This is a genomic window from Arthrobacter sp. Sr24 (genome assembly GCF_054511175.1).
Map to the genome: position 1 here is coordinate 346,218 of NZ_JBTNDB010000001.1, position 13,143 is coordinate 359,360.

Annotated in this window: 9 protein-coding genes and 2 tRNA genes; all 11 read left to right on the forward strand. The window is 60.8% G+C overall.

What is annotated here, in order from left to right; translation table 11 throughout:
- The first annotated feature begins 40 nt into the window (after positions 1 to 40).
- The 11 genes from ACX80D_RS01735 to ACX80D_RS01785 all read left to right on the forward strand — a co-directional run bounded on the left by ACX80D_RS01735 (position 41) and on the right by ACX80D_RS01785 (position 13,040).
- Positions 41 to 133 (forward strand): potassium-transporting ATPase subunit F, encoded by a 93-nt coding sequence (locus ACX80D_RS01735; protein WP_459320825.1) that lies wholly within the window; start codon positions 41 to 43, stop codon positions 131 to 133.
- A gap of 9 nt (positions 134 to 142) precedes the next feature.
- The gene (kdpA, locus tag ACX80D_RS01740; protein ID WP_459320826.1) at positions 143 to 1,798 is read left to right on the forward strand and encodes a potassium-transporting ATPase subunit KdpA; all 1,656 of its coding nucleotides are present in this window, start codon (positions 143 to 145) and stop codon (positions 1,796 to 1,798) included.
- Positions 1,795 to 3,918: a potassium-transporting ATPase subunit KdpB gene (gene kdpB / locus ACX80D_RS01745; RefSeq protein ID WP_459320827.1), complete on the forward strand. Its 2,124-nt coding sequence runs from the start codon at positions 1,795 to 1,797 to the stop codon at positions 3,916 to 3,918. Before kdpA ends, kdpB begins: the two co-directional genes overlap by 4 nt.
- A gap of 1 nt (position 3,919) precedes the next feature.
- Entirely contained in the window at positions 3,920 to 4,516 is a 597-nt protein-coding gene (gene kdpC, locus ACX80D_RS01750) for a K(+)-transporting ATPase subunit C (RefSeq protein ID WP_459320829.1), read from the forward strand.
- A gap of 3 nt (positions 4,517 to 4,519) precedes the next feature.
- Positions 4,520 to 7,066, forward strand: a complete 2,547-nt coding sequence (locus ACX80D_RS01755; RefSeq protein WP_459320830.1) for a DUF4118 domain-containing protein — start codon at positions 4,520 to 4,522, stop codon at positions 7,064 to 7,066.
- Positions 7,067 to 7,076: 10 nt separating this feature from the next.
- Positions 7,077 to 7,751 carry a response regulator gene (locus ACX80D_RS01760; RefSeq protein WP_459320831.1) on the forward strand — a complete coding sequence of 225 codons (675 nt, stop codon included), beginning with the start codon at positions 7,077 to 7,079 and terminating at the stop codon, positions 7,749 to 7,751.
- Between the two features lie 142 nt (positions 7,752 to 7,893).
- Positions 7,894 to 9,363 (forward strand): MFS transporter, encoded by a 1,470-nt coding sequence (locus ACX80D_RS01765; RefSeq protein ID WP_459320832.1) that lies wholly within the window; start codon positions 7,894 to 7,896, stop codon positions 9,361 to 9,363.
- Positions 9,364 to 9,558: 195 nt separating this feature from the next.
- Entirely contained in the window at positions 9,559 to 10,224 is a 666-nt protein-coding gene (locus ACX80D_RS01770) for an MOSC domain-containing protein (protein ID WP_459320833.1), read from the forward strand.
- 390 nt (positions 10,225 to 10,614) lie between these two features.
- Entirely contained in the window at positions 10,615 to 12,564 is a 1,950-nt protein-coding gene (locus ACX80D_RS01775; RefSeq protein ID WP_459320834.1) for a DEAD/DEAH box helicase, read from the forward strand.
- Between the two features lie 267 nt (positions 12,565 to 12,831).
- Positions 12,832 to 12,903 (forward strand) — tRNA-Thr (locus tag ACX80D_RS01780).
- A gap of 63 nt (positions 12,904 to 12,966) precedes the next feature.
- Positions 12,967 to 13,040: transfer RNA gene (locus ACX80D_RS01785), tRNA-Met, on the forward strand.
- The last annotated feature ends 103 nt before the right edge of the window (positions 13,041 to 13,143 follow it).

A 13,143-nucleotide genomic window follows, 5' to 3' on the forward strand; every position in this document is an offset into this window, starting at 1 on the left:
GAGACAAGATATCAACGCACATTGTGAAAGTAGGATTGTTGTGGATTTAGTGACGTGGCTAATTTTGGGGCTGGTGGGGTTGGCTCAGCTGGCGTACCTGCTGGTTGCCCTCATCCGCCCCGAGAAGTGGTGAGCGGACACCATGGACCTTAATGTTTTCTCGCTGGCCACCCAGCTGGCCGTCTTGATCGTGGCGCTAGCTGCCCTGCACCAGCCCCTCGGCAAGTACTTGGCAACCACATTCACCAGTCACAAGCACTTGGCGGTGGAACGCGGACTCTACAAAATCTCCGGGGTCGACCCGCAGGCCGACCAGCACTGGAAGGTGTATCTGCGCTCGCTGCTGGCATTCAGCATAATTTCCATCGCGGTGCTGTTCCTTGGCCAGCTGCTGCAGGGAATCTTGCCTTTCAATCAGGGCTTGGGCGCCGTTGACCCCTGGGTTGCCATGAACACGGCAGTCTCCTTCGTCACCAACACCAACTGGCAAACATATGTCCCGGAAACCACTCTTGGCTTCGGGATCCAGATGATGCTGCTTGCTGTGCAGAACTTCCTCAGCGCAGCTGTGGGGCTGGCGGTTGTGGTGGCCCTGATCCGCGGCTTCACGAGGGCCAAAACCAGCAATCTGGGCAATTTTTGGGTTGACCTCACACGCGGCACCCTGCGCGTCCTGCTACCGATGGCAGTCATTGGAGCGGTGGTCCTGATGATCACCGGCGTCATCCAGAACTTCGGTGGCACCAGCATCCAGACCATCGTCACCGGTGCCCAGCAGACGGTTCCGGGTGGACCGGTGGCCTCACAGGAAGCCATCAAACTCCTGGGCACTAACGGTGGCGGCTACTTCAACGCCAACTCGGCTCATCCCTTTGAAAACCCCACGGCCTTCAGTAGCTTGTTCCAGGTTTTCTTGATCTTGGTGATTCCGTTTTCCCTGCCGGCCATGTACGGACGCATGGTGGGCGAGCCACGTCAGGGTTACACAGTACTAACAGTGATGGTGGCGTTTTGGCTGGCTTCCACCACCTTGATGGCGTGGGCTATCGGCGCCTTCACCGGCAACGGCACCAGTGTGGGTGAAGGATTTGAGCAGCGTCTGGGCGTTGCACTCAGCGCCTTGTTCGCCACCGCCACCACCCTGACCTCAACCGGCGCCGTCAACGTGGCCCACGATTCCCTGCCGCCTCTGGCTGGCGGCTTGGCCATGCTGAACATGATGCTGGGCGAGATTGCTCCCGGCGGCGTGGGCTCAGGCCTCTACGGAATGCTGATCTTGGCGGTGGTGGCAGTGTTCATTGGCGGCCTCATGGTGGGGCGCACCCCGGAGTTCTTGGGCAAGAAGATCGGCGCACCCCAGATGAAGCTGGTAGCCCTGTACATCCTGGTTACCCCCACTCTGGTTCTGCTGGGCACGGCCATCACCGTGGCAACCCCCGCGCTTGCAGCGGCTGCCCCCGCCGAAGGCCCGCACGGATTTAGCGAAATCCTGTACGCCTTCACTTCCGCTGCGAACAACAACGGCTCCGCCTTTGGTGGCATCACCAGCTCAGGTCCCGGGCTTGCCACCATGCTGGCGCTGGCCATGCTCATAGGCCGCTTCCTGCCCATAGCGCTGGTTTTGGCGCTCGCAGGCTCCTTGGCCAAGCAACGCAAAATCCCTGCAACAACGGGAACACTCGCCACGCACGGGCCGCTTTTTGCCGTGCTGCTGGGCGGCATCTCCTTGATCCTCACCGCACTTACATACTTCCCCGCGCTCGCCCTGGGCCCGGCTGCAGAAGGACTCCTGAAATGAAGCTAGACACACTGCTGGCGGCGCTGCCCCTGGCTTTCCGCAAACTCAATCCCCGCCAAATGATCCAGTCCCCGGTCATGTTCACCGTGCTGATCGGCTCCATTGTCTGCACCGCCGTGAGTATCCAGCAGCTGGCAATTGGCTCCGACTCGGCAATATTTTCCATCATTGTCACGGTGTGGCTCTGGTTGACGGTGTTGTTTGGCAATCTGTCCGAGGCCATCGCCGAAGGCCGTGGCAAGGCCCAAGCTGACAGCCTCCGCGCCGCCCGCACCTCAGTCATGGCACGACGCCGGACCCGGGCCTTGGTGCCCGTCGGTGCGTCCGGCGCGGGGCGGGACGGTGACGGAATCACAGCGTATGAAGAGGAGCTGGTGGCCGGCACCGATCTCGAGGTGGGCGACATTGTCATCTGTGAAGCTGGGGATCTGATCCCCAGCGATGGTGACGTCATAGAAGGCTTAGCCAGCGTGGACGAATCAGCCATCACCGGCGAATCCGCCCCCGTCATCCGAGAATCAGGCGGGGACAGAAGCTCCGTGACCGGCGGCACCATGGTGCTCTCAGACAGGATTGTCATCCGCATCACGGCGGCCAGCGGCAAGACGTTCCTGGACAGAATGATCTCCCTCGTGGAAGGCGCCACCCGGCAAAAGACGCCGAATGAGATCGCGTTGAACGTGCTGCTCGCCTCGCTGACCATCGTGTTCGTGGTCGCCGTCATGACGCTGGCCCCCCTAGCGAATTTCGCCAACGCACTTCCCAGCCCGGTGGTGCTGGTGGCGTTGCTGGTCTGCCTCATCCCCACCACCATCGGTGCCCTGGTTCCGGCTATCGGCATCGCTGGCATGGACCGGCTCATCCAGCGCAACGTCTTGGCCACCTCAGGCCGGGCCGTGGAAACAGCTGGCGACATCACCACCCTCCTGCTCGATAAGACCGGCACCATCACCTATGGCAATCGCCGCGCCGTCGCCTTCATAGCGGCCGACGGCGTGAACCAGCAGCTGCTCATCGAGACGGCCCGCTTGTCCTCGCTGGCAGACGAAACACCCGAGGGTCGCTCCATTGTGGAGTTGGCCGAGGATCCGGAGAAGGCGGCGGCGCAAGATGCAACCGCAACGCTCACCCCGGATGTTGACGTGATCGAGTTCAGTGCCGTCACGCGCATGAGCGGGCTCAACCTGCCGGTGGGGCACCTGGCCAACCCGGGCCTGTCGGTTCTAGAAGTCCGCAAGGGTGCCGCGTCCGCCGTCGAACATTATGCAAAGGAACGCGGCGGATCCCTGCCCCAGGAACTCGAAAGGGCCGTGCAGAAGATCTCCGCGACTGGTGGCACCCCACTGTTGGTGGCCACATACGACGGCGAGCGCGCGCACGTTTTGGGCGCGGTTCACCTGGCCGATGTGGTCAAGCCCGGCATGAAGGAACGGTTCGCCGAACTGCGGGCCATGGGTATCAAGACCATCATGATCACCGGGGACAACAAGATCACCGCTGCCGCTATCGCCGCTGAGGCCGGGGTGGATGATTTTGTTGCCGAGGCCACCCCGGAGGACAAGTTGGCCGTCATCAAGGCTGAGCAGGAGGCTGGGCGGCTGGTGGCCATGACGGGCGATGGCACCAATGATGCGCCGGCGCTGGCTGCGGCTGATGTGGGTGTGGCCATGAATTCGGGCACCAGTGCGGCCAAGGAAGCGGCCAACATGGTGGATTTGGATTCGGACCCCACCAAGCTCATTGACATTGTGGGCATAGGCAAGCAATTGCTGATTACGCGCGGATCGCTGACCACATTTTCGGTGGCGAACGACGTTGCCAAGTACTTTGCCATTGTGCCGGCCCTGTTTGCGGCCACTTTCCCCGGGCTGGGACTGCTGAATATCATGGGGCTGGCCTCACCAGAGAGCGCCATCCTCTCCGCCGTCATCTTCAACGCCCTAGTGATTGTGGCGTTGGTACCGTTGGCGCTTCGCGGGGTGAAGTACCGGGCTGTCTCGGCGGCCCGTGCACTGTCGAGAAATCTGCTGATCTTTGGCCTGGGCGGCGTTATTGCCCCATTTATCGGCATCAAACTCATCGACCTGCTGGTCTCCCTCATCCCCACGATTGGTCAGTAATATGAACGCCTACTTCCGTCAACTTTTCACGGCTTTGCGGTTCCTGCTGTGCGCCACCCTGCTCTTGGGATTGGCCTATCCGGTGCTGATCTTTGGCGTGGGCCAGGTAGTGGCCCCGGCCCAGGCCAACGGTTCCCTCATCACCACCGGCGGGCAGGCTGCGGGGTCCTCGCTGCTGGCCCAGCCGGTTACCGGCACCGCCTACTTCTTCCCGCGGCCTTCGGCGGTGGGCTGGGACCCGTCGACGTCGTCGGCCACCAACCTCGGACCCAACCAGGTTGCGCTGGTGGAGGCGATTGCCACCAACCGGGCAGAGGTGGCCGTTCGGGAGAAAGCCGCACCGGGCGATGTGCCCATCGACGCAGTCACGGCCAGTGGATCGGGGCTGGATCCTGACATTTCCGCTTCCTACGCAACCCTGCAAGTGCCGCGGGTGGCGGCCGTCAATGGGCTCAGCGAAGCAGCTGTGCAGGAACTGATTGAGGAGAATACGAGCGCCGGGGTGAATGCTTTTCTGGGCCAGTCATCAGTGAACACCACCACCTTGAACGCAGCCCTGGCGGCTGTGCAGAAAACTGCTAAAGGCCTGCGAGAATAAATTATGACGCGCGGCATATTGCGGATCTTCCTTGGTGCAGCTCCCGGGGTGGGTAAGACTTACTCCATGCTTGAGGAAGGCCATGCCCAAGCCGCGGCAGGTGTAGACGTGGTGGCAGGCATTGTCTTGGACCACGGCCGGGAGCAAACCCGCGCGCAACTAGCCGGACTCGAGGTGCTGCCGGCCCATGTCATCAGCTACCGAGGCACTGATTTTGCGGAGTTGGACGTCGCTGCCCTCTTGGCACGGCGTCCGGCCTTGGCCCTAGTGGATGAATACGCCCACTCAAACATTCCCGGGGCGGGCAACGCCAAGCGCTGGCAGGATGTGGAAGAGCTCCTGGCCGCAGGGATAAATGTGTACTCAACTGTCAACGTCCAGCATCTGGCCTCGCTGGGGGACGTGGTGGAGACCATTACCGGGGTCCGCCAGCAAGAAACCGTGCCGGATGATGTTGTCCGCAGGGCCGAGCAGATAGAACTCGTGGACATCCCGCCGGAACTGCTGCGCCAGCGGCTCAGTACGGGCCATGTGTATGCCGCCGACAAAGTGGATGCCGCGCTGGCCAACTACTTCAGGCTTGGAAACCTCACGGCCTTGCGCGAACTGGCGCTGCTGTGGCTGGCAGACAGAGTGGAAGAAGGAGTGGCTGCCTATAGAGAAAGTCACGGCATCGCCACCAGCTGGCCCACCCGCGAACGTGTTGTGGTGGGGCTGCCAGGCGGGCCAGAGGGCGAAGTACTGCTGCGCCGCGCGGCCCGGATCCTCAGCCGGGTCAGTGGCGGAGAATTATTGGTCGTGCACGTCCCCCGCTCCGACGGCGTTGCCGGGGACGCGCCGACGGCCCTTGAAGGTCAGCGGCAACTGGTGACAGATCTGGGTGGCACCTACCACTTTGTGGGTGGTGCGGACCCTGCGGCGGCGCTGCTGGATTTTGCCAGGAATGTGGGTGCCACCCAAATAGTTATTGGTTCCTCGCGCCGCAAACCACCCCTGGGCTTCCTCAACGGCCCGGGGGTAGGTGCTCGGGTGGTGCGGGGCGCTGGGGACATGGATGTGCATATGGTCCCGCACCCGCTCAGTGGCTCAGGCGGACCGGTGCGCAACCGCGGTGAGCTTAACCAAAAACGTGTCATTGCCGGATTTATCCTGGCAGTGGTGCTCCCCATCCTGGTGGAAATGTTCATGGGTGCCTTGAGCCTGCAGACCACCATGGTGGCCCAGCTGGCGGCGACAGTCGCCGTTGCCCTGGTGGGCGGACTGTGGCCGGCGGTGCTTGCCGCCGTGTGGGGGAGCTTGCTGCTGAACTATTTCTCGGCACCTCCCGTGGGAACTCTGAACATCAGCGACCCGGAAAATTTGTTGACACTGGCCGTTTTCCTGTTGGTGGCAGTGGCTGTTGCCTTGGCAGTTGATCAATCTGCACGGCGCTCGCGGGAAGCGATCAGGGCCGGTGCCGAAGCCGCCACTTTGAGTGAACTGGCCCGTGGAATCCTTGCCTCCCAGGACACCGTTCAGGTGCTGCTGGAGCAAGTGAGGGAGCACTTTGCCATGCGTGCGGTGACCCTTTTTCGCGGTACCCAATCCGGAACCCAGGACGGCAACGGCTGGAGCTTGGAAGCCTCCGTGGGGGATACGCCCCCGCAAATTCCCGAGCAGGCCGACAACCTTGAAGAAGTGTCAGAGAGTTGGATGCTGGGGCTTTCTGGGCGGGTACTGCTGGCCAGCGACAGGCGTCTGCTGAGTGCTTTTGGTGCCCACTTCTTGGCGTTGGAGCAGCGAGAGGCTCTCAATGTCACTCAGCGTGAGAACCAGCAGTTGAGCCAAGATAACAACATTAGGACATCTGTCTTACGGGCGGTTTCCCATGATCTGCGCACTCCTCTTGCCGGCATTAAACTGGCCGTGAGTAGCCTGCGCCAGAGCGATGTGACCTTCAGCCCCGAGGATGAAGCCGAACTGTTGGGCACCATCGAGCATTATTCGGACAGGATGGAGGCGCTGGTGGGCAATCTGTTGGATATGTCGCGTCTGAGCGCCCAATTGGTCAGTCCCATTGTGGGGCCGGTGACCTGGCGAGAGGTCCTTCCCGCCGCCCTGCACGGGGTCCCCGCGGATCGGGTGCGCCGGGACCTGCCACCCAATATGCCAGCCATCGACGCCGACCCCGGCCTACTTGAGCGGGTCATTGCCAACATTGTAGAGAACGCAGTGAAGTACGCCCCGAACTCCGAAATCGTGGTGGTGGGCGCAGTAGGTGGCAGCGGCAGTGCCACCATCAACGGTCACCCTGCCAGCGAGTTGCGTGTAGTAGACCATGGCAAGGGTGTTCCCGCAGCCGAGGTCATGGCCATGTTCATGCCCTTCCAGCGCCTCGATGATGTCTCTTACGGCCCTCAGGGCGGCACAGGTGTGGGCCTTGGGTTGGCAGTTGCCAAAGGTTTTACCGAGATTATGGGAGGCGTGCTGGAAGCGGCACAAACTCCTGGTGGAGGTTTGACCATGATCATTCGGATGCCTCTTTCCACCGGGATCATGAGGACATTGTGAGGACTTTGCCATGACAACAGTTTTAGTGGTTGATGACGAGCCCCAGATTTTGCGGGCCCTGCAAATCAACTTGCATGCCCACGGCTACACGGTGGTGCCGGCCCCGAACGGGACCACGGCCTTGGCCGCCGCTCAAACCCAGGCGATTGACGTCGTCGTTCTTGATCTGGGGCTGCCAGACATGGACGGGCTGGAGGTCATTGCGGGCCTGCGCGGCTGGACGGAGGTACCCATCATCGTGCTCTCGGCCCGGCACGGATCCCACGACAAGGTGGAGGCGCTGGATGCCGGAGCCGACGATTATGTGACAAAGCCGTTCGGCTTGGATGAGCTGCTGGCCAGGCTCAGGGTGGCCACGCGACGTTCAGGTGCACAGACTGAAGAGCCGCGGGTGGAGACGGCTGAATTTACCGTGGATCTGGCCAATAAACAGGTGTTACGGCACGGTGAACCGGTGCGGATGACACCCACCGAGTGGAATGTTTTGGAACTTTTGGTCCGTAATCCCGGCCGTCTCATTAGCCAGCAACAGATCCTCACCGAGGTGTGGGGGCCAGCTTATGCGAAGGAAACCCACTATTTGCGGGTCTACATGGCCCAGCTCCGGCGGAAGCTTGAGCGCGATCCCGCAGCGCCGGTTCACCTCTTGACCGAAGCGGGCATGGGGTACCGCTTCGCCCCTTAAACCGGCACCGCTCTGCGGAACCCTCTGGGAAAAATCCCGGAGAATTAGTGGCAGAATTGCAAGGCACTGGTGTCCCAGCTCGTCAGCGTCGAGCAGGGACATGAGTCCACCCACCTTCAGCTTACTTTCCAAGGAAAACTGCATGAATTCTGCCCCGCCCATTGGCAAGGCACGCACCATCGCCCTCATCTCTTTGTTCATGGCGTCGTTCATGGAACTTCTGGACGCAACCATCGTCAATGTCGCACTGCCTGACATTGAGCGTGCCTTGGGTGCCCAGAATGCAGAACTGCAATGGATGGTGGCTTCTTACACGCTCGCCTTGGCCATTGGCCTGATCACCGGTTCCCGTTTGGGCGATATTTACGGACGCAAGAAGATCTTCATCATTGGTCTGATCGTCTTCACTGTTGCCTCCGTCCTGTGCGGTGCGGCCATGAACCCGGAGATGCTCATTGCCTCGCGTGCACTTCAAGGTTTCGCCTCGGCAGCGATGATTCCGCAGGTACTTTCCAGCCTGCAGGTTATGTACAAACCGTCCGAACGGGCCGGCGCCATGGCTGGATTCTCCGCACTAGCTGGCGTTGCCGCCGTGTCCGGACCCATCCTGGGCGCCGTCCTCACTGACGCGGACCTATTCGGCTGGGGCTGGCGCACCATCTTCTTCGTCAACATCCCCGTTGGCATCTTCGCCGTGATCTGTGCGATCAAGTTTGTCCCCGAATCCAAGGCGCCGGTCCGTCACAAACTCGACCTGTCCGGCGTCGTTATTCTGGCTGTGGGCATGATGGCTATCCTGTACCCGCTGACCATGGGACGTGAGGAAGGATGGCCGCTGTGGACCTACCTTTCCATGGTGTTTGGGGTGTTGGTGCTCGCTGGATTCGTCATGCTCCAACGCCGTGAGGAGAAGCGCGGAGGCGAGCCATTGGTGGCTGTTTCGCTGTTCAAAAGTCGGCCCTTTGCGGCCGGTATTGTCATGATGTTCCTGTTCTTCATTCCTATGAACGGCTTCTTCTTGATCCAGACCCTGTTCCTACAGATCGGTCTTGGATACCCCATTCTCAAGGCGGGGCTGACCATGCTGCCGTTCTCCATCATGGTGCCGATCCTGGCCGGTATTTCCGCCGCGATCTTGGCTAAAAAGATTGGCCGTGTAGTGCTGCAGCTGGGACCGCTGGTCATTGCTATTGGCTTCGTGGTGTTGATCTTCACGGTTCAATCCGTGGGTGGCACCGTCACTCCGTGGCACCTTTTGGCTGGCCTGGCGCTAAGTGGTGCTGGCTTCGGTATGGTCGTGGCGCCCGTGGGCATCTTCGTCCTCTCCGAGGTCCCCACTAAGTTTGCTGGCAGTGCTTCGGGTCTTTTCAACACCACCAGCCAGCTCGCGGGTGCCCTTGGCGTGGCGATTGTCGGCACAATTTACTTCAACTCCCTTGAGGCCAGTAAGGGGACCAGCCAGGCGGCCGTGTTCATCGACGGCTTCACCTTCACTATGTGGGTCATGGCCGCCGGGATGGTGCTGGCCTCTATCGCAGCAACATACTTGCCACGCTGGGCTTCGGAATCAGATGTTTCCGGTGACGTGGAGCTGGTTGACGCTCCAGCGTGATTTCATGCGCCGAGCCCGCAACGGGTTCGGCGCCGGATCGCTTATGCGCCTGACCCGCCACGGGTTGGGCGCATAGGGTTCCAGGTGCAGGTCCGGGTGCAGGTGCAGGTGCAGGTCCGGGTGCAGTCCGGGTGCGCGAATGGGTCCGTGAACCGCTGCGACGCAGGAAAGCCCGGGCTGCCTTAGTGTTTAACTATGACTGACACAGCTCCACAAGCAGGCACCATTCTTGCCATTTGCCGGGTCCACCAACTCATCCCCACCGAGACCGGGTTCGGCGTGACAGCTATCGACAAGCGTGCCGTTGAAGGACCCGTCAGCCTCCGCAAGTACGGAGTGTTCGGTGACGTACAAGGCGACACCGAGAACCACGGCGGACCAGACCAGGCCGTGTATGCCTATTCGCAAGAGGATGCCGACTACTGGGCTGGCGAACTGGGCCGCACCATCACCCCGGGACTCTTTGGTGAAAACCTGCGCACCCGGGGCGTTGAGACCACCCACGCCGTGCTTGGAACGCGCTGGCGCATCGGCAAAGCGCTGTTGGAAGTCACCTCGCCTCGGGTTCCTTGCGCCACTTTCGGGGAACGGATGGCGGAGCCGCAGTGGGTCAAAAGGTTCACCGCCGCTGGCCGCGTGGGTGCATATCTACGGGTGCTGGAGCCCGGCAATGCTAAGGCGGGCGACGCCGTCGTGGTTGAGCATGTGCCTCACCACGGAATTACGGTGGGCAAGTTTTTCAGCGCAGCCACGGTTGAGCATGTGCATACCCTACAAGCCCTGCACGACGCCGGAGAGCTCACCTTGAGTGCTCATTACGGCCCCTATTTCCGCCGTATCTTGGCCGCAAATCAGCACTAGACCAGCAGTAGAAACAGCGGCGATAAAGTAGGGCAAAGAGGCCATGTGCCGAACCTCACGGCTGCGTATCGGCTTTCCCTATAGTGCAGCGCTAAGGTATGCCCTACAATTTAAACATCCCCCACTCCGGTATCTCCTTTTATTTTCTGCCCAATTTTTGAGGCAGGAGCCTGAAGTGTTTGGGGCCCGCATGTTTTTGGCGGGCAAGTAGCGTTCATAGGGGATTGCCGGCAAAGAAACGCCATGCAGTGTTGAGAAACTTCAACACTGGAGGCCGCACCAATGGTGCGCACATGGCGCGAGATCCTGCCCGGGATGCCGAGAAGCGGCTGGATTTCCCCACCGCGGCGTACCACGCCGCTTGGCCCTATGAATGAGGACGATTTGACTATGCCCGAAAACTTGACTGAAACTTCCGCTGTTGTGGAAGAAGAGAACGAAATGACTTTCGCCGACATGGGTATCGACGGCCGCGTGCTGGCTGCCTTGAACGATGTTGGCTACGAGAAGCCCTCGCCCATCCAGGCTGCAACCATTCCGTTGTTGCTCGAAGGCCGCGACGTTGTTGGTTTGGCTCAGACCGGTACCGGTAAGACCGCAGCATTCGCTGTGCCGGCCCTGTCTCGCATGGCTGAACTGATGGATCTCAATGGTCCCACCAAGAACACCCAGATCTTGGTTCTGGCTCCGACCCGTGAGCTGGCGCTCCAGGTTGCTGAAGCCTTCACCTCTTACGCCAAGCACATGGACAACTTCTCTGTTCTGCCCGTATACGGTGGATCCGCTTACGGCCCGCAGCTTGCTGGCCTGCGCCGCGGTGCACAGGTCGTTGTCGGTACCCCCGGCCGCGTCATCGATCACCTTTCCAAGGGCTCCTTGGACCTCTCCAACCTGCAGTACTTGGTGTTGGATGAAGCCGATGAGATGCTCCGTATGGGCTTCGCTGAAGACGTCGAGCAGATCCTGTCACAGACTCCGGCAGAGAAGCAGGTTGCCCTCTTCTCCGCCACCATGCCTGGCCAGATCCGCCGCATCTCCAAGCAGTACCTGAACAACCCGGCCGAGGTGACGGTCAAGTCCAAGACCACCACCGGCGCCAACACTCGCCAGCGTTACTTGCAGGTCATGGGCCCGCACAAGCTCGATGCGCTGACCCGCGTACTTGAGGTTGAGAAGTTCGAAGGCGTTATCGCGTTCGTGCGCACCAAGATGGCCACCGAGGACTTGGCTGACAAGCTCAAGGCTCGCGGCTTCCAGGCTGCCGCCATCAACGGTGACATCCCGCAGCAGCAGCGCGAGCGCACCGTTGAGGCTCTGCGTGATGGCAAGATCGATATCTTGGTTGCTACCGATGTTGCTGCCCGTGGTCTCGATGTTGAGCGCATCACCCATGTCATCAACTACGACATCCCGCATGACACCGAGTCCTACGTTCACCGCATTGGCCGTACGGGTCGCGCTGGCCGTTCAGGTGACGCGATTCTGTTCATGACTCCTCGCGAGAAGTACTTGCTGCGCGCCATCGAGAAGGCTACGCGCCAGCCGGTGGAGCAGATGCACCTGCCGTCCGCAGAAACCATCAACTCCCTGCGTTTGGGTAAGTTCGCTGAGAGGATCACGGACACTCTGGCCACTAAGGACGTTGCCAAGTTCCGCGACCTGATCGCATCCTACGAGCAGGAGCACGACGTTCCGGCTTCGGAAATTGCTGCAGCCTTGGCTGTTATGGCACAGGGCGGCCAGCCGTTGCTCGTCAACGACCTGCCGGCGGCACCGGAATACCAGAAGAAGGACCGTTCCAAGGACGGCTTCGGCTCACGTGGCCCGACCCGCACCCTGACCGAAGGCAACGCCACCTACCGCATCTCGGTAGGCCGTCGCCAGCGCGTCATGCCCGGCTCCATTGTTGGCGCCATTGCCAACGAAGGTGGCCTGTCCTCCTCGCAGATCGGCGGCATTGACATCCGCTCAGACCACACCTTGGTCGAGTTGCCTGCAGATTTGAGCAAGGATCAGTGGAAGGCTCTGAGCCGCACCCGCATCAGCGGCGAGCTCATCAACCTCGAACTGGACAACGGCCGTCGCCCCGCCGGTGGCGCTGCAGGCGCCCCGTACAAGGCCCGTGAAGAGCGTAACGATCGCGGCCAGGGCGGCTTCAAGAAGAAGTTCGACGGCGACCGTGGCGGCTTCCGCGGCGGCAACGACCGCGGTGCAGACCGTGGCAACGACCGTGGCTTCAGCAGTGACCGTGGCAGCCAGGGCCACACCGGACACGGTGGCGGCGACCGCCGTCCCCGTCACGAAGGCGGACAGAACTTCAACAGCAAGGGCAAGTGGTAAATACCACACCCTACGGACCTGATTATTAGGTCTTAGTAAAGGCCGGTTGCCCTCAGGCAGCCGGCCTTTTTTATTGTAAAAACGCTTCTGTGACGCACTTCATCTAAAGCCTCCAGTGATGGTGATATTCGTTGAATTCTAGGGAATTTTAAGTTCCGTAGGGAGGTTCGGAGAAGGTCTAATGTGCCCATTTTGGGAGCCTAGTACCAACCTGCTGGATTCTCGATTTCGCATACCGCAAAAGCACTGGTAAAGTATTCTCTCGTTGCCCCCCTAGCTCAGTGGTAGAGCGCGTTCTTGGTAAGAACGAGGTCACCGGATCGATTCCGGTGGGGGGCTCGCAAATGAGAAGGCTCGTGTCAAGACGGTTTGTCCGGGGCGGCACGGGCCAAGCTCATTTATGGCGGCATAGCTCAGTTGGTTAGAGCGCACGACTCATAATCGTGAGGTCCCGAGATCGAGTCTCGGTGCCGCTACCGAAAAGAAACCCCCTTCAGGCTCATGCTGGAGGGGGTTTCTTGTGCTCAAAAATAACTCCCGGCCTTTCTGCGCCTTCCTGGGCCTTTCTGGGCCTTGACC